The organism is Hymenobacter cheonanensis (genome assembly GCF_030581075.1).
In the GTDB taxonomy this organism is placed as follows: Bacteria; Bacteroidota; Bacteroidia; order Cytophagales; family Hymenobacteraceae; genus Hymenobacter.
The window spans coordinates 218,961-240,654 of record NZ_JAUQSW010000002.1 but is presented as its reverse complement, the minus strand read 5'-3'; the positions used below and the strand labels follow the sequence as shown (position 1 = coordinate 240,654).

Annotated in this window: 17 protein-coding genes; 16 read left to right on the top strand and 1 reads right to left on the bottom strand. The window is 62.3% G+C overall.

Features of this window, described 5'->3' with window-relative positions; translation table 11 throughout:
• Nucleotides 1–47: 47 nt before the first annotated feature.
• Nucleotides 48–3,137 carry a type IX secretion system periplasmic lipoprotein PorW/SprE gene (gene porW, locus Q5H89_RS04600; protein WP_305018126.1) on the bottom strand — a complete coding sequence of 1,030 codons (3,090 nt, stop codon included), beginning with the start codon at nt 3,135–3,137 and terminating at the stop codon, nt 48–50.
• Between the two features lie 161 nt (nt 3,138–3,298).
• Here porW and Q5H89_RS04595 point away from each other — a divergent pair, with 161 nt between their 5' ends.
• The 16 genes from Q5H89_RS04595 to truA all read left to right on the top strand — a co-directional run bounded on the left by Q5H89_RS04595 (nt 3,299) and on the right by truA (nt 21,629).
• The gene (locus tag Q5H89_RS04595) at nt 3,299–3,538 is read left to right on the top strand and encodes an AtpZ/AtpI family protein (protein WP_305018125.1); all 240 of its coding nucleotides are present in this window, start codon (nt 3,299–3,301) and stop codon (nt 3,536–3,538) included.
• Between the two features lie 107 nt (nt 3,539–3,645).
• On the top strand, nt 3,646–4,359 hold the full coding sequence (locus tag Q5H89_RS04590) for a pirin family protein (protein ID WP_305018124.1): 714 nt from the start codon (nt 3,646–3,648) through the stop codon (nt 4,357–4,359).
• Nucleotides 4,360–4,513: 154 nt separating this feature from the next.
• Nucleotides 4,514–5,446, top strand: coding sequence for a ring-cleaving dioxygenase (locus tag Q5H89_RS04585; protein WP_305018123.1), 933 nt, complete (start codon nt 4,514–4,516; stop codon nt 5,444–5,446).
• Between the two features lie 2 nt (nt 5,447–5,448).
• Nucleotides 5,449–6,105 (top strand): alpha/beta hydrolase, encoded by a 657-nt coding sequence (locus tag Q5H89_RS04580; protein ID WP_305018122.1) that lies wholly within the window; start codon nt 5,449–5,451, stop codon nt 6,103–6,105.
• Between the two features lie 212 nt (nt 6,106–6,317).
• Nucleotides 6,318–8,144: a serine hydrolase domain-containing protein gene (locus Q5H89_RS04575; protein ID WP_305018121.1), complete on the top strand. Its 1,827-nt coding sequence runs from the start codon at nt 6,318–6,320 to the stop codon at nt 8,142–8,144.
• 221 nt (nt 8,145–8,365) lie between these two features.
• Nucleotides 8,366–11,539 carry a SusC/RagA family TonB-linked outer membrane protein gene (locus Q5H89_RS04570; RefSeq protein ID WP_305018120.1) on the top strand — a complete coding sequence of 1,058 codons (3,174 nt, stop codon included), beginning with the start codon at nt 8,366–8,368 and terminating at the stop codon, nt 11,537–11,539.
• A gap of 21 nt (nt 11,540–11,560) precedes the next feature.
• Nucleotides 11,561–13,129, top strand: coding sequence for a SusD/RagB family nutrient-binding outer membrane lipoprotein (locus Q5H89_RS04565; protein ID WP_305018119.1), 1,569 nt, complete (start codon nt 11,561–11,563; stop codon nt 13,127–13,129).
• Between the two features lie 29 nt (nt 13,130–13,158).
• Entirely contained in the window at nt 13,159–14,421 is a 1,263-nt protein-coding gene (locus tag Q5H89_RS04560) for a hypothetical protein (protein ID WP_305018118.1), read from the top strand.
• Nucleotides 14,422–14,535: 114 nt separating this feature from the next.
• Complete coding sequence (locus Q5H89_RS04555; RefSeq protein ID WP_305018117.1) at nt 14,536–14,949, top strand: hypothetical protein; 414 nt, start codon at nt 14,536–14,538, stop codon at nt 14,947–14,949.
• Between the two features lie 33 nt (nt 14,950–14,982).
• Nucleotides 14,983–16,071 (top strand): F0F1 ATP synthase subunit A, encoded by a 1,089-nt coding sequence (gene atpB, locus Q5H89_RS04550; protein ID WP_305018116.1) that lies wholly within the window; start codon nt 14,983–14,985, stop codon nt 16,069–16,071.
• A 78-nt stretch (nt 16,072–16,149) separates the two neighbouring features.
• Entirely contained in the window at nt 16,150–16,410 is a 261-nt protein-coding gene (gene atpE, locus Q5H89_RS04545) for an ATP synthase F0 subunit C (protein ID WP_305018115.1), read from the top strand.
• A gap of 191 nt (nt 16,411–16,601) precedes the next feature.
• Entirely contained in the window at nt 16,602–17,096 is a 495-nt protein-coding gene (locus tag Q5H89_RS04540; RefSeq protein WP_305018114.1) for a F0F1 ATP synthase subunit B, read from the top strand.
• 76 nt (nt 17,097–17,172) lie between these two features.
• Nucleotides 17,173–17,736 (top strand): ATP synthase F1 subunit delta, encoded by a 564-nt coding sequence (gene atpH / locus Q5H89_RS04535; protein ID WP_305018113.1) that lies wholly within the window; start codon nt 17,173–17,175, stop codon nt 17,734–17,736.
• Between the two features lie 7 nt (nt 17,737–17,743).
• Nucleotides 17,744–19,327, top strand: coding sequence for a F0F1 ATP synthase subunit alpha (gene atpA, locus Q5H89_RS04530; RefSeq protein WP_305018112.1), 1,584 nt, complete (start codon nt 17,744–17,746; stop codon nt 19,325–19,327).
• A 129-nt stretch (nt 19,328–19,456) separates the two neighbouring features.
• Nucleotides 19,457–20,359 (top strand): ATP synthase F1 subunit gamma, encoded by a 903-nt coding sequence (gene atpG, locus Q5H89_RS04525; protein WP_305018111.1) that lies wholly within the window; start codon nt 19,457–19,459, stop codon nt 20,357–20,359.
• A gap of 505 nt (nt 20,360–20,864) precedes the next feature.
• On the top strand, nt 20,865–21,629 hold the full coding sequence (gene truA, locus Q5H89_RS04520; protein WP_305018110.1) for a tRNA pseudouridine(38-40) synthase TruA: 765 nt from the start codon (nt 20,865–20,867) through the stop codon (nt 21,627–21,629).
• Nucleotides 21,630–21,694 lie beyond the last annotated feature (65 nt).

Sequence of the window (21,694 nt, the reverse complement as noted above, 5' to 3'; positions counted from 1 at the left end):
GGCCGGGGCTGCGGAAAGCAACAACCATACTTAATTCCCCACAAGCCCTATTGGTAAACCTTCTGGTAAAATTGTTGGTAGCCGGCGAGGTCGCCACCCGCGTCTTGCAGCAGCGTCAGGTTGGCCAGGCTGATAACCAATGCCTGGTAGCCCTGGCCGCGCAAGCGGGCTAGCGGCGACTGCGGCCCGCGCAGCTTGGTGGCGTAGCTCTGGGCCACCTTGGCGCCCGGCAAAGACCGGACCACCACCATTTCCTGGTCGGTACCCAGCGGCTGGGCCGCCTGCACCGTGAGATTATTGGCCCGGAAAAACTTACCGTTATACGCCGTAAGCTGGCTAGCCAGGTCGGCCGTAGGCGCCGTGCCCTTCGGGTACACCAGCACCACGGCGTGGGCGGCGCTCAGCTGGGTGGCGTAGGCCACGGCTGGCGCGGCCGGGGCCGCCGGCGCAGCCGCTGCGCCGGCCGGGGTAGGTGCGGTGCCGGCTGGCGCCGGGGCAGCGGGCGGCATAGCCGGCACGCCCGGCTTGCCCGGGAGCGAGGTGGAAGCCGGGGCCGCCTTTTCCTCCTTGCCAAGGGCCGGCGCATTGGTAGCCGGGGCAGTGGGTTGGAGGCTAGCCTCCTTGGCGGGCGCAACGGGCATGGCAGCGGCGCCGTGGTCCGGCGTAGCTGCCGGGGTGGGGGCAGGCAGCGGCGCCGCTGGTAGCTCGTCTTCACCGTAGGCAATGCGCATCCGGTTCTCGACCTCGCCCGGCCGGAACTGCGACGACAGTAGCGGCTTCTCGGTCGAGGCCAGGGCACCGTAGAGTTGTCCGGCTTCGGCCTTCTGGTAAGCGCCGGCCAGGGCCTGGGCCTGCGGCACGAGCGGGCTATCGGGATAATCCTTGGCAAACTGCCCCACCGATGCCTGCACCGCCACCGGCGGCTGGGTGCGAATGGCCAGCAGCAGCTTCAAATACGCCACCCGGTCGGTGAGGTCGCTCTTGGGGTACTGCTTTTCGAGCCGGGCCACCACGGCCTTCGACTTCGTAAAATATTGGTCCTTATACAGCACAAAGGCCGAGTCGAGCCGGGCGGCCACGGCATTGTGCAGGGCGCGCTCGTGCTCGCGGTACAGCGGGTCGGCAATGAGCCTGGCGTAGGTCGAAGTCGGAAACTCGCGCTGCAAAGCGGCGGCGTACTGCGCGGCCTTTGCGGGGTCAGGCAGGTCCCGGTAGTAGAGGTAGAGCAAGTAGTCGGCATCGGGCGCGTGCGCGCCGCGGGGGTAGCGCGTCACCTCGCCGGCGTAGGTTTCGTAGCCGCGCTGCTTTTCCTTGAGCAGTTCCTTGTAAATGCCGCCCAGCTCATACATTGCCGCTTCTATCTGCTGGTCAGAGGTTTGCAGCTGGCTAGGGGTGGTGGGCAGGTCCTGCCGATACTTGGCTACCAGGGCATTCTGCCTGGCCACCGAGTCGGCGGCGGCGCTCACGGCGGGGGGGCTGGCCCCCGGCTGGCCATTGGCCCCTGGCGCGCCGCCGTTCACGCGGGTCTGGTCGTTGCCGGTGATGCTCACGGGCGCGCCGCCATTCTGCGGCGCATTGGGCGAGCTGCTCGGCGTAAGCGTTGTGCGCCAGTTGTCTTGCAGCTTGCGGTCGCCCCACAGCCGGATAAAGTCGGCCCGCGCCGTGCCCAGCGAGGTCGCATTATCGAAGTACCAGCCCGCGCCCGAGGCCACGGCCGTGGTCGCATCGAAGGCATTGGGATTGCTGATGTCGCGCTGGCTGCCGCTCAGCGAGTTGGGGGTAGAGGTAATGCGGCTGGCATCGGCCTGCTGCTTTCTGGCCAGGGCTTTTTGGGCGGCCAGTAGCTTGGCTTCGGCCCGGCGCTTGGCGGCCAGCTCGGCGGCGGCGTAGGTATTCAGGCGCTTATCTAGCTCGGCGCCGGGCAGCCGGGCTAGCGCCTGCAGGCTGTCCTGGGTTTCGATGATGGTGTACTGCCTGGCAAATTCCTTCAGGATGTCAGCCCGCTCCTTGATGCTGGCATACAAAGGGTTATCCTTTGGCATGGCCTGCGTAGTGCTGTCATAGTAAGCCGCTGCCAGCCGGTATTTCTGCAGGTTTTCGTAGTAGATGCGCCCGGCCAGCAGGTAGGTATAGCCCTTCTGCGACCTGCTGGTGGTGGGCTGCCGGGCCGAGGTGCGTAATAGGGTCAGCGCCTCGCCGTATTTCTGCTGGCGGTAGGCCAGCCGGCCCATCTCGTAGTAAATCTTGTCGCGGTACTCCTTGTTTTTTGGGTCTTTCAGCAGGGCCGCGAAGTACTTATCCAGCCGCTCCTTGCTTTGCTTATCGAGGTCCGACACTTGCCCTAGCAGCAGCTTGCTCTGAAAATCAAGCTCATAGGGTGGGTTGTGCTTCAAGATAGTGTTGAGCTGCGCCGTGGCTTCCTTGTTCTGGCCCTGCGCCTGGTAAAGCTGCGCCAAAATGAAGCGCGAGCGCGAGCGCTCGTTCTTGGCCGGAATCAGGGGCACCGCCTTTTCGAGCTGCGCGATGGCTAGTACGGGGTCCTCGGTTTGCAGGTAATAATCGGCCCGGGCCAGAAACAGCTCGCGGGCATCTTTGGGCAGGCCCACTTCCTTGTCGAGCAAATCCGACACGGCCTTGGCATTGTCGAGCTGCTTGGTAATGAGGAAGGTGCGCATCAGTCCAATCAGGGCTTCCTGCTTGGCAAACGGGTCGCGGCTCGTGCTGTTCACGTACTTGAACGTGAGAATGGCGTCGTCAAACTCCATCTTGTAGAACCGCGACCATCCCACCAGCAGGTAGGCATCGTCGGTCCAGTCGGAGCCCGCGCGGTGCTGAATCGGCAGCGACGCCTTCTTGATGATATCGTTCAGGTCGGGCCGGGTGGCGCGCACCGTGCCGCTGTCGAGGGTGGGGTAGAGGGGCAGCACGCGGTTGTAATCGTCGCCGCGGCCCTTGTACAAAGTGGCCTCGGTGGCCCACAGCTTTTCGCGGGCCAGGAAGAAGCCGTTGTCGCGGGCGGCCACGTTGTTGAGGGCGTGGCTGAACACCGACTTATCGGAGGCGCAGGCCGCCGCGCTCAAACCCAGCCAGGCCAGCAGCCAAAACCGGTAGTATTTCAGGGAAATAGCGATTTTCAACGTCGAAAGCTGGTCAGGTAAGTAGGTCGCAACGCCCGGTGCGCCCCAAAATGTTCGGCGGGCCTAGCCCTAACGGCCGGCAACCCGTAAAATTACGCCCGCCCCGCCCGAAACCCGCGGCGCGCCTCACCGCTTCCTCATCCGCCCCCACCCGCCCTAGCATGGCCACTAATCCCCCCCTTCCGCCCCCCGACGATTCGGCCCGCAACAACTCGGCCCTGGCCAAGTACGGCAGCATCGCCGTGCAGATGATTGCCATCATCGGCCTCAGCACCTGGGCCGGCATCTGGCTCGATGGCCATTTCCAAACCAAGACACCCTGGTACACTATCGGCCTCACCCTCACCGGGATATTTGGCGCGCTCTACCAGGTTATCCGCAGCGCCAGCAGCGACGAGTGAAGCAGAAAAGGCAGGCGGGCAAAAACTTTTTCTGTGTAATTGATGTAGGTACATTAATTGCAGCGTAGCTTTGATGCGCCGCAGTTTTCACCTTCATCCGTTTTGCCATGCGCTCGCATTTTTTTCCCGCCACCGACCGGGGGCTCAAGGACATTGGCTGGCTGAAAAGCCACCTCACCTTCAGCTTCGGGCCCTACGCCAACCCCGAGCGCAACGGCTTCGGGCTGCTGCGTGTGTTCAACGATGACTTTGTGGCGCCCGGCCAGGGCTTTGGCCTGCACGCCCACGCCAACATGGAAATCATCTCGGTGCTGCTGGCCGGCACCATGAACCACAAAGACTCGCTGGGCTACTCGGAGGTCATTCCGGCCGGCGGCGTGCAGATAATGAGCGCCGGCTCGGGCCTGCGCCACGAGGAATACAACGTGGGCGACGACGAGGTCAACTTCCTGCAAATCTGGATTGAGCCCAAGCTCCAAAACGTGACGCCGCGCTACCAGCGCCGCCAGTTTCCGGAGGCTAGCCGGGCCAACCGCCTCACTACCATCGTGAGCAACGAGGAGGGCACCGCCCACTGCTGGATAAACCAGAACGCTAAGCTCTCGCTAGGCTATTACCCCGACGCCCAGGGTGTTAACTACCAGTTTGCCCCGGCCAACAAGCAGCTCTACATCTTCGTCATCAGCGGCGAAGTGACGGTGGCCGGCCAAAAGCTAGCCCAGCGCGACGCGCTAGGCCTCTGGGAAACGGACGGCACGGTGCGCCTGGAGTGCGGTGCCGATGCGCGCTTTCTGCTGATTGAAACGCCGATTAACCACTAGGCGAGCTGCCCGTGAGGCCCCACCCCCGGCCCCTCCCCTGCGGGGGAGGGGAGCCAGACGTCTGCTTTCGCTAGGCTCCCCTCCCCTGCGGGGGAGGGGCCGGGGGTGGGGCGCCCCGCCAACACGGCTTTACCTAAAACCTACTCATCTCATCATGGAAACCCAACTCTTAGGCCTGCACCACATCACGGCCATTGCCGGCAACGCCCAGCGCAATTTCAACTTCTACACCAAGACGCTCGGGCTGCGTTTTCTGAAGAAAACCGTCAATTTCGACGACCCCGGTACCTATCACCTGTACTACGGCGACGAGCGCGGCTCGGCGGGCACCATCCTCACGTTTTTCCCGTGGGAAAACATGCAGCCCGGCCGCCGCGGCCCCGGCCAGGCCACCGAAATCGGTTATGCGGTACCCGTGGGTAGCCTCGATTTCTGGATGAAGCGCTTTGATAGCCAAGGCGTCACGTACAACAAGCCCGCCGAAAAGTTTGGCGAGCGCTACCTTACCTTCCTCGACCCCGACGGCCTGAAGCTGGAGCTGACCGAGGTGGCCGACGACCCGCGCACGCCCTGGACCACCGCCGAAGTTGGCGCCGAGGTGGCCACGCGCGGCTTCCATCACATCACGCTCACGCTGAGTGATGTAAAGGCCACAGCGGCCGTGCTCACCGACGTATTTGGCTACAAGCTGGTGGCCCAGCACGTCAACCGCTTCCGCTACGCCACCGATGCGCTAGGCACCGCCAACCTGGTAGAGCTGGTGGCCGCCCCCGGCGAGGGGCGCGGCCAGGTAGCCGCCGGCTCGGTACACCACGTGGCCTTCCGGGTGAGGGACGACGCTAGCCAGCTGTACTTCCGCAACTTGCTTATCAAGAAAGGCTTCCAGGTGACGCCCCAGATTGACCGGCAGTACTTCCACGCCATGTACTTCCGCGAGCCCGGCGGGGTGCTGTTTGAGGTAGCCACCGACAACCCCGGCTTTATGGTCGATGAGCCGCTGGCCGAGCTGGGTACCCACCTCATGCTGCCGCCCCAGCACGAAGGCAAGCGCGCTGCCATCGAAGCCCACCTGCCCGTATTAGCTTAGTTATGAGCCCGAACAAAGTGGCTTTTCAGCCCCTCACCTACGTATACCAGCCCGCGCCCATGCCGGCGCGGGCCACGCTGCTGCTGCTGCACGGCACTGGTGGCGACGAGCGCGACCTGCTCGCGCTAGCCCCTCGCTTCGGTCCCGGCCTCAACGTGCTGAGTGTGCGCGGCAACGTGCAGGAAGGCGGCATGCCCCGCTTTTTCCGTCGCCTCGGCATGGGCGTCTTCGACGAGCCCGACGTCATTTTCCGCACCCACGAGCTGGCCGATTTCCTGGCTAAGGTGGCTGTTAAGGAAGTCTTCGACCCTAGCCAGCTCATTGCGGTGGGCTACTCCAACGGCGCCAACATTGCGGGCAGCCTGCTGATGCTCTACCCCGGCCTGCTGGCTGGCGCGGTGCTGTGGCGGCCTATGCAGCCGCTGGTGCGGCAGGTGCCGGAGTTTAAAGCGCCGCGGCCGGTGCCGGTGTTTTTCACGCCCGGCCTGCAAGACCCCACCGTGCGCCCCGCCGCTACCGATGCCTACGCCGCGCTGCTCACCCAAGCCGGCTACGCCCTCACGCGGCGCGATATGCCCGCGGGCCACAACCTGATTCAGGCCGACCTCGATGGCGCCGTGGCCTGGCTGGCGGAGAATTTCCCAGCGAGCGAGGTGTAGATGGCGCGGGGCGCTGCTCCGTGCCGATTGCTTCGCCGGCCGCTGGTGGGCAATCGTTGGCGAGTCTTGCGCACTTCACGCAGGCCAGCGGCCTGCCAATAGTCGGCACGGGGAAGCGCCCCGCGCCATCGGGGCCATCGGGCAACCCAGGCTACTACAAAAATCAGCCGCCGTTTTTATCGACGGGTTGAAAGGCAATACCTTGCGAGCCTATGCTCCGGTATCCGCGCTTTCGACCCGTCGTGTTTTTTGGGCTGTTGCTACTTAGTTGGCTGGCCGGTGTGCCAGCGGTCTTTGCCCAGTTGTTGCCGCCCCGGCTAGCCCCCGGCGTGGTGGTGTTGCGCAATGCGGACCAGCTGCTGCCCCTGCGCCGGCTCGATACCCTGCGGCTAGCTACCGTAAAGCTGCGTGCCCACGCCGACGTGGTGGATTTCTGCTGGCCGCTGCCGCAGGAGGTGGCGGCTTACGTGCCCGGCATGTTCTTCGTGGGGCCTCAACCGGCTGATTTTGCGGCGCTGCGCAAGCAAAACCTATTGCTGCTAGCCCTGCCCGATGGCTCGGCCACTGACCGCGCCGCCCTGCGTCGCCTGCTGGCGCTGCGCAAGCAGACTATAGCGCTCGTTTTTGACAGTACCACCCTGGCCGCGCTGCCCGAGCTGCGGCAGGCTACGGCCGTGGTGTTGGCGCCGGGCCATAGCTACCAGGCAGTTAGCCAAGCCGTGCAAGTGCTGTTTGGTGGGCTAGGGGCCGCCGCACTGCCGGGGCCCGCTACGGCCCACGCGGGCTTTGGGCCGGGGCTAGCCACGGAAGGCGGCCTGCGCTTATCCTACGGCTCGCCCGCCGAGGCGGGGCTGCGGGCCAGCCTGCCTGAGTTAGTCGATTCGCTGGTGAAACGGGCGCTGGAGGCGGGCGCTTTTCCGGGTGGGCAGGTGATTGTGGCGCGGCACGGGGTGGTGGCGCTGCGCCGCAGCTACGGCGTGCAACAGATGGGGCCCGGCGCCCCGGCCGTGCCCCGCCCGGTGCTCAACAACACACTCTACGACTTTGCCTCGCTTACCAAAGTCACGGCGGCACTGCCGGCCCTCATGCTGCTGCAAGACCGGGGGCTGCTAGGGCCCGACTACACGCTGGGGTCGCTGTTTGATTTTTTACAAGGCACTGATAAGCAGAATATTCGCCTGCGCGACGTGCTCACGCACCAGGCGCGACTGCGGGCGTTTATCCCCTTCTGGCAAGACTACGTGTACCCCAATGGCCTGCTGCGCCCGCAGTTTTTGCGACCCGATTCGACCCGGCGCTCGCCGCTGCCGGTAGCGGCCGGCATTTGGGCTAGCCGCCTGCTGCCGGGGCGGCTCTACGCGGGCATTGCCGCCTCGGCGCTCAATGCCAAGCCGGGCTACGTGTACTCCGACTTGTCGTTTATGCTCTACCCGTACTACGTCCAGAAGGCTACGGGGCAGCCATTTGACCAGTTTATAACTGAGCAGCTTTACCGGCCGCTGGGGGCAAGTACGCTGGGTTTCAATCCCCTGCGGCGGTTTCCGCTGGGCCGCATTGCGCCTACCGAGTACGACTCGCTCTTCCGCCACCAATTGGTGCACGGCACCGTGCACGACGAGGGCGCCGCGCTGCTAGGGGGCGTGAGCGGCCACGCCGGCCTGTTTGGCTCGGCCAACGACCTGGCCAAGCTCGTGCAACTGTATTTGTGGCAGGGGCGCTACGGCGGGCAGCAACTTATTAAGGCAGAAACTATTGCCGAATACACCGCTTGCCAGTTTTGCCCCGACAACCGCCGGGCGCTGGGCTTCGACAAGCCCGACCCCAAAAACCCGGCCCTGAACGCGGCGCGTAGCGCCAGCCCGCGCAGCTACGGCCACACCGGCTTCACGGGCACCTACTTCTGGGTCGAGCCCGACCTCGACTTGTTCGTGATTTTGCTTACCAACCGCGTCAACCCCACGCGCAACAATGGTAAGCTCGGCGAGCTGGGCGTGCGCTCGGCGCTGCTGCAGCTGGCCATCGAAAGTGCCCGGCCCTAGCTGGCCGGCGCGGCAACTGAAAAAGTGTGAAAAGGTTTGCTGAAAATTTCCTGAATTTTTTGCACCTTTAGGGTCCCAACAATGCCGAGGTTAAGCTGCGCGGCTGCAAATGGGCTTTTTATCGCTGTTTAATTACCTGTTTGGGCGCCGGGATACGGGTGTGGCCGGCGCACCAGATATTTTCCGTCTCTTTCCCTTCCTACTCTTTTTCACTGCTTTCTATGAGAAAAATCTACTGGCTTCCAGTTGCCTTGCTGCCGGCGCTGGGCAGTGCCTTGCCCAGCCTGGCCCAAACCAGCCCGGCCGCCACGGCCGCCAGCGGCCCCGTTACGGGGGTGGTGCGGCAGGCTTCGGACCGCACGCCGCTGCCTGGCGTCAACGTCATCGTGAAGGGCACCAGCAACGGCACTTCTACCGGCGCCGATGGCCGCTATACTCTGGCCAACGTGCCGAACGGCGCCACGCTCGTGTTCAGCTTTGTGGGCTACGAGCCCATGGAGCGCCGCTTCGACGGCGGTCCGCTCGACATTACGCTCACGGCCAGCAACCGCGACCTCGACGAAGTGGTGGTACTGGCCTACGGCATCAAGCAGGACCGCCGCGACATCGTGACGGCCGTGCAGGAAGTAACCAGTAAGGACATTATCGACTCGCGCCAGACCAACATTGTCAATGCGTTGCAGGGCAAGGTGGCGGGCGTCAACATCACCTCGTCGGGCGGCGGGGCGGGCGAGGGGGCTAGCATCGTCATCCGGGGCGGCACCTCGCTCGATGGCGACAACCAGCCGCTGTTCGTCATCGACGGGATGATAATGGACAACTCGTCCTTTCAGGAAAGCACCGCGCCGGGCGGCGGCTCGGCCTTCAATGGCCTGCTGGGCCGCTCGGTGGGTGCTGCCAACCGCGCCGGCGACCTCAACCCCGAAGACATTGCCTCGATGACCGTGCTGAAGGGCCCGGCCGCCGCCGCCCTCTACGGCCTGCGCGCCGCCAACGGCGCCGTGGTTATTACCACCAAAAAAGGCTCGGCGGGGCGCACGCAGCTCAACTTCCGCAGCCAGTACTCGGTAGATGAGGTGAACCGCCTGCCCAAAATGCAGGACCAGTACGGCCAGGGCTCGGGCGGCCTCTACGACCCTAGCACCCGCGTGTCGTTCGGGCCGCGCTTCCAGCCGGGCCAAACGGTGTATGACAACCTGGGCAATTTCTTCCAGAAGGGCAATGCCATCCAGAACTTCGTAAACATGTCGGGCGGCTCCGACAAAGCCAGCTTCTTTGCCTCGGCCTCCAACCTGAAGCAGAACGGCGTGACGCCGCAGAGCACCTACGACAAGACCACGGTGCGCATTTCGGGCTCGGCCCAGATTTCGCCCAAGCTCAGCGTTACGGGCTCGGCGCAGTACCTCAACTCGGGCGCCGTGCGGCCCTTGCAGGGGCCGGGTTTGTTTGGCAGCTCGGGTGGCTTTTTGCTGAGCTTGCTCAACTGGCCGCGGGGCGACGATGCCCGCAACTACCTCAACGCCGATGGCTCGCGCCGCCGCCTGCTGCCGCTAGGGGCCGGCACCGATGCCGATGCCGACAACCCCTACTGGACGGTAGACAAAAACCCGCAGAGCGACCGCACCAACCGCTTCGTGGGCAACGTGCAGGTGTCATTCTCGCCCATTAAAGGTCTCACGCTGAGCCATAATATCGGTACCGACGTGTACACCACCCGCAGCCAGTCTGTGCGGGCCGTGGGCACCTCGCAGGTCGGCAACCAGTTCGGGGGGCTGGCCCAGACCGTGGACCAGAGCCGCCTCATCACGGCCACGACCCTGGCCACGTACAACCACAATTTCTTTGGCGAGAAGCTGCGCGGCGCCCTTACGCTAGGCAATACTATTGAGGAAAACAAGGACGAGGCCGTGGACTACATCGGCCTGATTTTCCAGAATCCCGATTTCATTGGCCTGAACAACACCGTGAACCGGGGTGCCTTGCAGCGCGACCAGACGCGCCACCTCATCGGCAACTTCGCCAGGCTCTCGACCACCATCTTCGACCAGCTGATTGTGGAGCTGCAGGCCCGTTACGACCAGTCGTCGACCCTGCCGCGGCCCGATGAGGGCAAGATTTTCGGCAAGGGCTTCCTCTACGGCTCGGGTGCGGTGGGCTACGAGTTCACCAAAATTCTGGGCCTCGACCAGAACCCGGTGCTGAACTACGGCAAGCTGCGCGCCTCGGTGGCCGAGGTGGGCCGCGACACCGGCCCCTACCGCGTGCAGGCCCCGCTCACCACCAATACCTACATCGGCGGTGGTTTCCGCAACGATTTCTTCGGCTCGAACCCCAACCTCAAGCCCGAGCGCACCCGCACCTACGAGGCCGGCGTGAACCTCCAGTTCTTCAAAAACCGTCTGAGCCTGGATGTAAACTACTACCGCTCGCGCACTGTGGACCAGCTCATTGCCCCGCGCGTGAGCCAGGCCACGGGCTTCATCCTACAGTACATCAACGGCGGCGTGGTAACGAACGAGGGCCAGGAAATCAGCCTCAGCGGCACGCCCGTGCGCACCAGCACCGGCTTTACCTGGGACATCAACGCCAACTTCTACCACAACACCAACAACGTGGAGAGCCTGCCCAACCCGCTCACGGTGGTGTACCAGTCCGATGCCTTCGTGACCGACGTGCACGAGGGCGGCGCCTTCCCCAACCACCCTATTTCGGGCATCGCCGCCACCGACTTTAACCGCGTAACCGACCCTAGCTCGCCCTACTACGGGCAGGTAATTGTGGGCGCTACCGGCTATCCGTCGGCCAGCGCTACGTTTATCTACGCCGGCAACCGGGCGCCGCGCTTCACCACGCAGCTCACCAACACGTTTACTTACAAAGGCTTATCGCTGACTTCGCTGCTCGATTTCCGGGTGGGCGGCGTGGTAGTAAACGGCAACGACTGGTACCAAACCGGCGTGGGCACCTCCACCCGCACCCTCGACCGCTACAACACGGTAGTATTCGACGGCGTGGTGGCCTCGAAAGATGCCAGCGGCAACACCGTGTACACGCCCAACACCCGGCCCGTGGAGCTGACCCAGACCTACTACACCACCATCCTGTCGCGCGCGGGTACCGCCTTCATCGAGGACGGCTCGTGGGCGCGCCTGCGCTACGTGGCCCTCAGCTACGCCCTGCCCCAGCGCTGGCTGGGCGGCGCTGGCTCCTTCCTGAAAGGCGTGGAGGTGAACGTGACCGGCCGCAACCTCGTGCTGCTGACCAAGTACAGCGGCGCCGACCCCGAAACGGCCTCGGCCGGCGCGGGCGTGCGCGGCGGCGGCTCGGGCGGCATCGACTTCGGCAACATCCCCGCCACGCGCGGCGTGGACATGGGCGTGCGGGTCAATTTTTAAGCAAGCAGCTAGTTCTATCCGATGAAAAAATATCTTCTCTTTCTCAGCCTGCTAGGGGCCTCGGCGGCCCTGACCTCGTGCGAGAAGTACCTCGACGTTAATACCAACCCTAACAACCCGGTTGTTTCGACGCCCAACTTCCTGCTGCCCAACGTTATCTCGAACGGTATTCAGACCCAGATGTTTACGGCGCTGCGCACGCCCTACATCACGCAGTACATCGTGAGCCGCACCGCCAACAGCGGCGGCAACGACCAGTACTATTTCACCAATGCCCAGAGCACCAACACGTTCAACTACTCGTACTTCTATTCGGGCGGTAATATTCCGCAGATGATACAGGTGGCGCAGGCCGAAGGGTCGGTGTACTACGTGGGGGCGGGCAAGATTATGCAGGCGCTCATTCTGGCGCACGTTACCGACATGCTCGGCGACGTGCCCTACACCGAGGCCTACCAGGGCGGTGCCAACTACACGCCCAAGTACGATTCGCAGGAGTCGATTTACGGCGTCATCAACCAGCTCTGCGACGAGGGCATAGTAGAAATGTCGAAGCCCTCCAGCGCCAACTTCCGGGCGCTGTACAGCACCTCGCCCAGCGAAAGCGGCGACATTCTGTACAAAGGCGACCCTGGCAAGTGGGTGCGCCTGGCCTACGCGCTCAAGGCGCGCCAGGCCCAGCACCTCACTAAGAAGGCCAGCTACGACCCCAATGCCGTGCTAGCCCTCGTGGACAAGGCCTTCATCTCCAGCGCCGACGATGCGCAGATAAACTTCCAGGTGGCCGTGTCGCCGCTGGTGAATACGACCAACATCTTCGGGCCCACGCGCTCCAACTTCGGCACGGCTACCTTCTCGACCAATATCGTGAAGTATCTGAACGGCACCACGTTTCCGGGCGTGACGGACCCGCGCTTTGGCATTATGATACCTACTACGAGCGTGGGCGCCGACCCCGGCGCGGGCACTAGCACAACGACCAACCTCACGCCCGGCTCCACGCTCACCGACTTCTACGGCAGCTGGTACGCCCGCGACATCACGGGATATTTTGAGGCCATCACCTACCACGAGGTGAAGTTTATTGAGGCGGAAGCCGCTTACCGCGCCGGTAATAAAACCCGGGCCCTGGCCGCGCTCAAGGAAGGCATTCGGGCGCACATGGCCAAGATTGGGGTGGGCGGCAGCAATGCCCTACCCGCCGTCACGTTCCCTACCATCTCCTCGACGCAGATAAACGCCTACCTCACCTCGGCCGCCGTGCCGCAGAACGAGGCCGCCCTCACCACGCTACGCCCCATTATGGAGCAGAAATACATCGCTATGTTTCTGAACCCCGACTCGTGGTCGGACCTGCGCCGCCTCGACTTTGACCCTGCCCTCTACGTCAACTTCGTGTACCCCACCCGCACCGTGAACCCCATCGTGGCTGGCCAGAGCGACCCACTGCGCCGCTACCCACGCCGCCTCCTGCCAGGCGCCACCGAGGTGCTCTACAACCCCAATGCCGTGGCCAAGCTTTTCAGCGATGCCGGGGCTAGCACCAACGACGACTACGTGACCAAGCCGCTGTGGTTTGACCAGAAATAAGGGGTTTCACTTTTTAGTATTCTTTGATTATGAAGCCTTTTGCTAAAATTCTTCTGCCGTTGCTGGCCGGCCTAGCCCTGCTGGCCGGCTGCAAGAAGGAGCTAGACGACTACTACCAGCCCGTGGCCACGGCCGGCTACTTTGTGGTGGGCCTGCCCAATGCCACGCTCAGTACCACCTCCACCACGGCCTTCAACGCCAAGTACGCGCCCGGCGAAACCATTCCGATTATCGCCGGCTACAACCTGACCGATAACCCGACAACCATCACGGTTTTTCAGGCCACCAAAACCGACTCGGCCCAGGTAGGCAGCTACCCCATCGGCGGCAGCTTTTTGCAAAGCGCGCAGCTCACGGCCCAAACGGTACCTTACACGGTGCCCACCACTTACCCCGTGGGTACCTCGGTGCGCGTCGACCTCACGCTCACTTTTCCTGGTGGTGGCACCCGGCTGCGGCGCTTTACTTACCAGGTGGCCAATGCGCCTACGCTGGCCTTTGGCACGCCTGCCGCCACCTACCGCAACGGACTCAGTGCCAGTGCCCAGGCCGAGGGCGACCTGATTGGCTACGCCATTACGATTAACGCGGGCGGCATCTCGACTTCGACCACGCCCGCCACCAACCTGTTTAAGAACGTCGACAGCCTCGTGTACTACGCTCGCGTGGGCGCTACCGGCCCGCTGCTGCGCCAGGGCGTAATCAAAGCGCCGACGGCCGGCGTAGAAAACAAGCGCACCATCGACCTGCGGGTGCCTAGCGGCGCGGCGGCCGGGGGCGGGGCCTCCTTCGTATTCACGGCCTACGCCCAGTACGTAGCTACCTCGCTGAGCACGGCCGTGCTGCCGGTAGTGGCGGGCACGCCGCTCAAAACTACCCGCACGGGCCGCCTGGCCTTCGGCGGCGGTGTCACCACCGACTCGCTAGCCTTCAACCTGGTAACGGGCCTCAACGAGCCCGCCGCCAATGCCGCTACGGCCAAAGACCTGCAAGTGAGCGGCTTGTCGAGCGCTGGCAACCTGACCGTTAATACCTCTAATACCACGCGCTACTACAAGCTGACCGCTGCCCAGCTCGCCGCCAACCCCTACGCCACGGCCACGGCCAATATGGTAGGCGCCTTGCTCTACCAGAACACCCCTAGCGCCGACCTGGGCACGCCGGCTGTGGGCGATGTGTACGCCGTAAAGCTGCGCGGCACTGCCGAAGTAATGCTGCTGCGCGTGCTAGCCCTGCGCGCCAGCACCAACGGCGGCGTGGGCCGCATCCGGTTTGAATACCGCTCTTTGTAGGTTAAACCAATTTTTTCAGCATTTTTTCATAAATAAAGCCCCGTTGGCCCCGGCCGGCGGGGCTTTTGCGCACTTCTGTGCCGACCTTTGCGCCCCGGTTTCGGTCTGCCACCCATGAACGCTCGCTTTTTCACCCAGTTTGCCGCCTTTGCGCTGAGCCTGCTAGCCGTCCTTTTCGGCTTGCGGGCGGCCTTTGGGCCGGCCGTGGTGCACCCGCTGGCGCCCTATGTGGTGGGGGCTTTGCTCGTGCTTACCCTGCTAGCCTACTGGCTTACGGCAAGCGTCGTTCGCAGCTCGCCCAACAACTTTTTAGTTGCCTATTTCGGCGGGGTTGGCGTGCGGCTACTCATCGGAATCGGGATTATTCTCGCCTACTTTTTTATTGGTAATATTCACGATAGCCACGGCTTGCTCACCTTTCTCGGAGCCTTCTTTATAGGCTACTTCTTGTGTGCCGGCTTTGAAATATGGGCTATTTTTAGTAACTTGCGCCCGTTTTCAGCGAAGCAAGTCCCAAAAGCAGAATAATTTACCCCGGACTTGGTTTTTAACTACTATTGAATGAAGCGTTTACTCACCCTCTTACTTTGCCTGTGCACGTTCGTCGGCTTTGGCGCCGAACCCACTAAAACGGGTGAAAAAGGGGGGGCCTTCAACCCTGGCGAAGTTATTTTGCACCACGTGGCCGACTCGCACGAGTGGCACTGGTTCAGCACCGATAACGGCAACTTCGTTACCTACCTGCCCATCATCGCCTACCAGCCCGGCAAAGGACTATCCATATTCTCTTCCGAAAAGATAGCCGAGGGCGAAACCTACGGCAATTTCAAGCTCGAAGAAGAAAAGCTCGTCACCACCGATGGCAGCAAAGTCTACGACTTCTCCATCACCAAAAACGTGGCCGCCCTTGCCATGAGCAGCATTGTGCTACTCATCGTTTTTGCCTCCGTAGCCAAGTCATACCGCCGCCGCGCCGGCCAGGCGCCCTCGGGCTTGCAAAACGCGCTGGAGCCGTTTGTCGTGTTCATTCGCGACGAGGTAGCCAAAAAAAGCATCGGGCCCAAGTACGAGCGCTACATGCCGTACCTGCTCACGGTGTTCTTCTTCATCTGGTTCAACAACCTGCTGGGTCTCACGCCCGGTGCTGCCAACCTCACCGGCAACATCGCCGTAACGGCGGCCCTGGCGATACTCACGCTGATTATCACCCTGTTCAGCGCCAACAAAAACTACTGGGGTCACATTTTCGCGCCTCCCGGTGTGCCGTGGCCGCTTTACATCATCATGGTGCCGGTCGAACTGGTAGGTGTGATTGTGAAGCCCTTCTCACTGATGATTCGTCTGTTTGCCAACATTACGGCCGGCCACATCATCATTCTGAGCTTTATCAGCCTCATCTTTATCTTCCGCTCGGCGGCCACTGGTTTTCTCTCGGTGCCTTTCGGCTTGTTTATCAGTATGCTGGAGCTGTTGGTGTCGGTGTTGCAGGCATATATCTTCACGCTGCTCACGGCCATGTACATCGGCAGCGCAGTAGAGGAGCATCACCACGATGAGGCCCACGGCGGCGAGGACTTCGGCACTGCTGAAGAGCGCGCTGGTGGCTCCAACTTTGCCAACCTCGGCCGCCCCGACGTAACTGCCCACTAACCCCCTAGCCGGGCGGCCATACTGGCCGCCGGGTCGTATTTCCCCAAGTTTTTTCCCTACACACATTTCATTTTTACCATGCTTCTTTCGTTGTTGCTGCAAGTTGTTAATTCGGTTGGTCTGGCTGTAATGGGTGCCGGCATCGGCGCTGGTCTGGCTATCCTGGGCGCTGGCCTGGGCATTGGCCGCATCGGCGGTAGCGCTATGGAAGCCATCGGCCGTCAGCCGGAGGCTTCGGGCAAAATCCAGACTGCCATGCTCATCGTGGCCGCTCTGCTGGAAGGTGCTACGCTGTTCGCCATCGTAGTCTGCCTGCTCATTGCCCTGAAATTGCAGTAGTCGCGTCGGTTTAAGCCCGGCCGGCCGGCTCCCTCCCCGGGGGCCGGTCGTGCCGGGTTTTCGTTCGGCTAAAGCCTGGGGGTTGGCAGCAAAGCCAACTAAACAAGCGCTTTGGCAACTTACCCGCTGCTGCCGAATGTTTATCGGTGCCGCCTGGCTGCGGCGCTGCCACTCCGATAATTGCCGCCCCTATGAATCTTATCACTCCCGAGTTTGGTTTGCTTTTCTGGCAAACCCTGATTTTCCTTCTCCTATTCTTGCTGCTGGCCAAGTTCGCTTGGAAGCCCATCCTGGGCTCGCTCAAAGAGCGCGAGGACAGCATCGACCAGGCGCTGAAAATGGCGGAGCAGGCTAAGCTGGAAATGCAAAGCCTGAAAGCCGGCAACGAAAAGCTGCTGGCTGACGCCCGCCACGAGCGCGACCAAATGCTGAAGGAGGGACAGGCTATTGCTAACCGCCTCGTTGAGCAGGCCAAAACCACGGCCACCGAAGAAGCCAACCGCATTTCGCAGCAAGCCCGCGAAGCTATTCAGCAGGAGAAGAACCAGGCCCTGGCCGAGGTGAAAAACACTGCTGCCCAGCTGAGCGTGGACATTGCCGAGCGCGTACTGCGCCGCGAGCTAGCCGACCCTGCCGCCCAGCAGAAGCTGGTAGACGACTACCTGAAAGACGTTAAACTTAACTAAGGCCTTATTTCTGAACTGCTGGTCCCTCTGAGTGAAATCAGGGGCTAGCAGTTCAGGAATGGCAGCTACCCCAACAATGGCCGACCAACAAGTAGCCGCCCGCTATGCCAAGTCCTTGCTGGACCTCGCGCAGGAGCAGGGCACGCTGGCGACGCTGAAGCAGGACATGGACCTGCTGGCCACTACCATGGCCGGCAGCCGCGACCTGCGCTTGCTGCTGCGCAACCCGATTGTGAAGCACGACAAAAAGCTTAGCATCCTCACCGCCATCTTCGGGGGCAAGGTGTCGGACATGCTGATGCGTTTTTTTCAGATTCTAACCAGCAAAAACCGTGAGGACGCGCTGGAGCACATCGGTGATGCTTTTCTGACGCAGTACAATGCCCTGATGGGCGTGCAGGTAGCTGAGGTGACCTCGGCCACGCCGCTCACGCCGGCCACCCGCGCCGAAATCGAGAAGATGGTGAAGCAGCAGACGGGCCTTCAGGACGTGTCGCTCACCGAAAAAATCGATGCGTCGCTCATTGGCGGCTTTGTGCTGCGCGTGGGCGACCGGCAGATTGACGACTCGGTGAAAGGCAACCTGCGCCGCCTGCGCACTTCCCTCACCGACACTACTTATACCCCTAGCTTAAACTAATATTCCAATGGCTGAAGTACGCCCGGACGAAGTATCCGCCATCCTGCGGCAGCAGCTGTCCAATTTCAAATCGGCTGCCGAGCTGGAAGAAGTCGGCACCGTGCTCCAGGTTGGCGATGGCGTGGCCCGTATCTACGGCCTCTCCAATGCCCAGTCGGGCGAGCTGATTGAGTTTGAGAACGGCCTGCAAGCGCTGGTGCTCAACCTCGAAGAAGATAACGTGGGTGCCGTAATGCTCGGCGAATACGGCGACATTAAGGAAGGTGCCACCGTGCGCCGCACCAACAAAATCGCCGCTATCCAAGTGGGTGAGGGAATCGTGGGCCGCGTGGTAAACACGCTGGGCCAGCCCATCGACGGCCGCGGCCCTATCCAGGGCCAGACCTACGAGATGCCGCTTGAGCGCAAGGCGCCGGGCGTAATTTTCCGCCAGCCGGTAACCGAGCCCCTGCAAACCGGCATCAAGGCTATCGACGCCATGATTCCGATTGGTCGTGGCCAGCGCGAGCTGATTATCGGCGACCGCCAGACCGGCAAGTCGACCGTAGCGCTCGACGCTATCCTTAACCAGCGCGAGTTTTTTGAGGCCGGCCAGCCCGTATTCTGCATCTACGTCGCCATCGGCCAGAAGGCTTCGACGGTAGCGCAGGTAGTACAGGCCCTCACCAAGGGCGGTGCCATGGACTACACGGTAGTAGTATCAGCCTCGGCCTCGGACCCCGCGCCGATGCAGTTCTACGCGCCCTTCACGGGTGCCGCCATCGGCGAGTACTTCCGCGATACGGGCCGCCCGGCCCTCGTGGTATATGATGACTTGTCGAAGCAGGCTGTAGCTTACCGCGAGGTATCGCTGCTGCTGCGTCGTCCTCCCGGCCGCGAGGCTTATCCCGGCGACGTATTCTACCTGCACAGCCGCCTCTTGGAGCGCGCCGCTAAAATCAACGCTTCGGACGAGATTGCGCGCAACATGAACGACCTGCCCGAAAGCATTCGCCCCCTAGTAAAAGGTGGTGGTTCGCTCACGGCTTTGCCCCTCATCGAGACGCAGGCCGGCGACGTATCGGCCTACATTCCGACCAACGTGATTTCGATTACGGACGGCCAGATTTTCCTCGAAACCAACCTCTTCAACTCCGGCGTGCGTCCCGCTATCAACGTGGGTATCTCGGTAAGCCGCGTGGGCGGTAACGCCCAGATTAAGAGCATGAAGAAGGTGGCCGGTACGCTGAAGCTCGACCAGGCCCAGTTCCGCGAGCTGGAAGCCTTCGCCAAATTCGGCTCGGACCTCGATGCCTCAACTAAGCTCACCATTGAGCGTGGCCGTCGCAACCTGGAGATTCTGAAGCAGCCTCAGTTCTCGCCCGTAAAGGTGGAGGACCAGGTGGCCATCATCTACGCCGCTACCAACGGCCTGCTCGACACCGTGCCCGTTAACCGCGTGCGCGAGTTTGAGAAGGAGTTCACGCAGACGCTGAACGCCCGCCATCCCGAAGCCCTCAAGGCCCTGAAAGCTGGCAAGCTGGACGACGCCGTGACCGGCGCCCTGCGCCAGACGGCTAAGGATGTCGCCGCCAACTACGCCGCGAAGTAAAAAGTTAAGGCCGTCTGTCATTGCGAGGAGGAACGACGAAGCAATCGCACCCGAACAACTCGTTTTGATGTGATTGCTTCGTCGTTCCTCCGCGCAATGACAGACGGTTTTTAATTCCTTAATGATTATATGGCCTCTCTAAAAGAAGTTCGCTCGCGTATCCAATCGGTTTCGAGCACGCAGCAGATTACCAAAGCCATGAAAATGGTGGCGGCGGCCAAGCTGCGCCGGGCCCAGGATAATATCACCCGCATGCGCCCCTACGCGCAGCGCCTCACCAGCATTTTGGCTAACCTGACCCGCACTACTACCGACGAAGTAGTGAGCGAGTACGGCCAGGTGCGCGAGGTGCGCCGCGTGCTCATTATTGCCATTACCTCCGACCGGGGGCTAGCCGGGGCGTTCAACGCCAACGTGTTTAAGGGCGTGAATGCGCTTATTGCGGAGCGCTACGCTAGCCTGCCCGCGAGCAATATTTCCGTCATGGCCATTGGCAAGAAGGCGCACGACTACTACGGCCGGCGCAGCTACAAGCGCGTGGGCGACTACACACACGTGTTTGCCAAGCTCTCGTTTGACACGGTGCGCGTGGCAGCTGAGGAGGCCATGCGCGGCTTTGCCGACGGCAGCTACGACCAGGTAGTGATGGTGTACAACGAGTTTAAGAACGTGGCCACCCAGTTTATTCAGACTGAGCAGCTGCTGCCGCTGGTGCCTACCGAAGTGCCCGCGGGTACCCCTAGCGCCAACGCGCCCGACAATAGCATCGACTACATTTTTGAGCCGAGCAAGGAGGAGATTATCCAAACCCTGATTCCGCAGAGCCTGAAAATCCAGCTCTACAAAGCTGTTTTGGAAAGCAATGCCTCGGAGCACGGCGCCCGCATGACGGCGATGGACAAAGCCACCGACAACGCCGGCGAGTTGCTGAAGTCGCTGAAGCTGACTTACAACCGGACGCGCCAGGCGGCCATCACGACCGAAATCCTCGAAATCGTGGGCGGGGCCGAGGCCCTGGCGGCCAGCCGCTAAAACATAAAGACTACGAGTGTGAAAGCGCCGGCGCCCATAAGGGTTCCGGCGCTTTTTGCTGCGCCAGGGTAAGTATCTGCCTGCTAAATGGCTGGCTGCGCGCGTGTATTGACGAGGCCACTGCCTAAAAGCTAACGGACAAAGCAAGCTGGCTAAGCTACGGGCGAGCAGCCCAGGTGGCGAAGTATATTCTATCTGAACCACTGCGCTTGAGCTGGGTGAGAGTTGGCTCTGCCTGGGGCCAGGCAGTTCAGCCCGGGTATAGGCCCGCCGACGTCCCTGGCCCGCATTGCTGCCGTGCGCGATAGCAGCGAGCCCCTGGCCCGGCCGGCGCTGGCCCATGCCGCTTGCGCCTTCTCGCGCCTTACCCGCTGCGCTGCCCTGGTAGCGCCCTGCCGGGGCCTCACGCGCTTTGCCAACCCTTCTCTGAGGCAGGGAAAAGCATTCGCATCTGGCTGCGGATGCGGGGCTTTTGCCTGGCAGCGGCGGTACTTTTGGGGGACTCATGCGCTATTTCATTCATTTTGCCTACGACGGCACGGCCTACTGCGGCTGGCAGGTGCAGCCTGGCGTGCCCACCGTGCAGGCCACGCTCGACAAGGCTCTGAGCCAGGTGCTGCGCCAGCCCGTTCATACGCTCGGCAGCGGCCGCACCGATACCGGCGTGCACGCCAGCCACCAGGTAGCCCATTTCGAAGCCGAGCTGCCCGAAGGCATGACCTTCGAGCTGCTGCGCTACCGCGTAAACCGCGCCCTGCCGCCCGATGTGCAGGCGTTCCGCATTCATGAGGTGGGCCCCAAGGACCACGCCCGGTTCTCGGCCGAAGCGCGCACCTACGAGTACTTCGTGAGCCTGCGGCCCGACCCGTTTCGGCGCGACCAGGCGCTGTACCTCGACCGTGGCCCCGACGTGGCGGCCATGAACGAGGCCGCCGCCTACCTCGTGGGGCAGTTCGATTTTACGGCCTTTTCGAAGGTCAAAGGGGCCGAAACGCACTATGTGTGCTATCTCTACGAGGCGGGTTGGCGCGAGGAGCCTGGCGGCCTCGTGTTTCGCATCCGGGCCAACCGCTTTGTGCGGGGCATGGTGCGGCTGGTGGTGGGTACGCTGCTCGATGTGGGCCGGGGCAAGCTCACGCCGCTCGAATTCCAGCAGGTGCTACACCGCCAGCAGCGTATCGCGGCTAGCGGCGCCGCGCTGGCTAAGGGCCTGTATTTGAGTAAGGTAGAGTACGCGCCCGGTATTGTGCCGCCGGAGGAAGGTTGCTAGCGACAGCTTTTTAAGTACAAAAAGGCCTGTTTTGCTATTGCCAGGTTCCTTATCAGGCATAAAAC

Bases quoted from the DNA above. Each gene is read 5' to 3' on its own strand.
- Q5H89_RS04595 (WP_305018125.1), top strand. From the start codon at position 3,299: ATGGCCACTAATCCCCCCCTTCCGCCCCCCGACGATTCGGCCCGCAAC.
- Q5H89_RS04590 (WP_305018124.1), top strand. From the start codon at position 3,646: ATGCGCTCGCATTTTTTTCCCGCCACCGACCGGGGGCTCAAGGACATT.
- Q5H89_RS04585 (WP_305018123.1), top strand. From the start codon at position 4,514: ATGGAAACCCAACTCTTAGGCCTGCACCACATCACGGCCATTGCCGGC.
- Q5H89_RS04580 (WP_305018122.1), top strand. From the start codon at position 5,449: ATGAGCCCGAACAAAGTGGCTTTTCAGCCCCTCACCTACGTATACCAG.
- Q5H89_RS04575 (WP_305018121.1), top strand. From the start codon at position 6,318: ATGCTCCGGTATCCGCGCTTTCGACCCGTCGTGTTTTTTGGGCTGTTG.
- Q5H89_RS04570 (WP_305018120.1), top strand. From the start codon at position 8,366: ATGAGAAAAATCTACTGGCTTCCAGTTGCCTTGCTGCCGGCGCTGGGC.
- Q5H89_RS04565 (WP_305018119.1), top strand. From the start codon at position 11,561: ATGAAAAAATATCTTCTCTTTCTCAGCCTGCTAGGGGCCTCGGCGGCC.
- Q5H89_RS04560 (WP_305018118.1), top strand. From the start codon at position 13,159: ATGAAGCCTTTTGCTAAAATTCTTCTGCCGTTGCTGGCCGGCCTAGCC.
- Q5H89_RS04555 (WP_305018117.1), top strand. From the start codon at position 14,536: ATGAACGCTCGCTTTTTCACCCAGTTTGCCGCCTTTGCGCTGAGCCTG.
- atpB (WP_305018116.1), top strand. From the start codon at position 14,983: ATGAAGCGTTTACTCACCCTCTTACTTTGCCTGTGCACGTTCGTCGGC.
- atpE (WP_305018115.1), top strand. From the start codon at position 16,150: ATGCTTCTTTCGTTGTTGCTGCAAGTTGTTAATTCGGTTGGTCTGGCT.
- Q5H89_RS04540 (WP_305018114.1), top strand. From the start codon at position 16,602: ATGAATCTTATCACTCCCGAGTTTGGTTTGCTTTTCTGGCAAACCCTG.
- atpH (WP_305018113.1), top strand. From the start codon at position 17,173: ATGGCCGACCAACAAGTAGCCGCCCGCTATGCCAAGTCCTTGCTGGAC.
- atpA (WP_305018112.1), top strand. From the start codon at position 17,744: ATGGCTGAAGTACGCCCGGACGAAGTATCCGCCATCCTGCGGCAGCAG.
- atpG (WP_305018111.1), top strand. From the start codon at position 19,457: ATGGCCTCTCTAAAAGAAGTTCGCTCGCGTATCCAATCGGTTTCGAGC.
- truA (WP_305018110.1), top strand. From the start codon at position 20,865: ATGCGCTATTTCATTCATTTTGCCTACGACGGCACGGCCTACTGCGGC.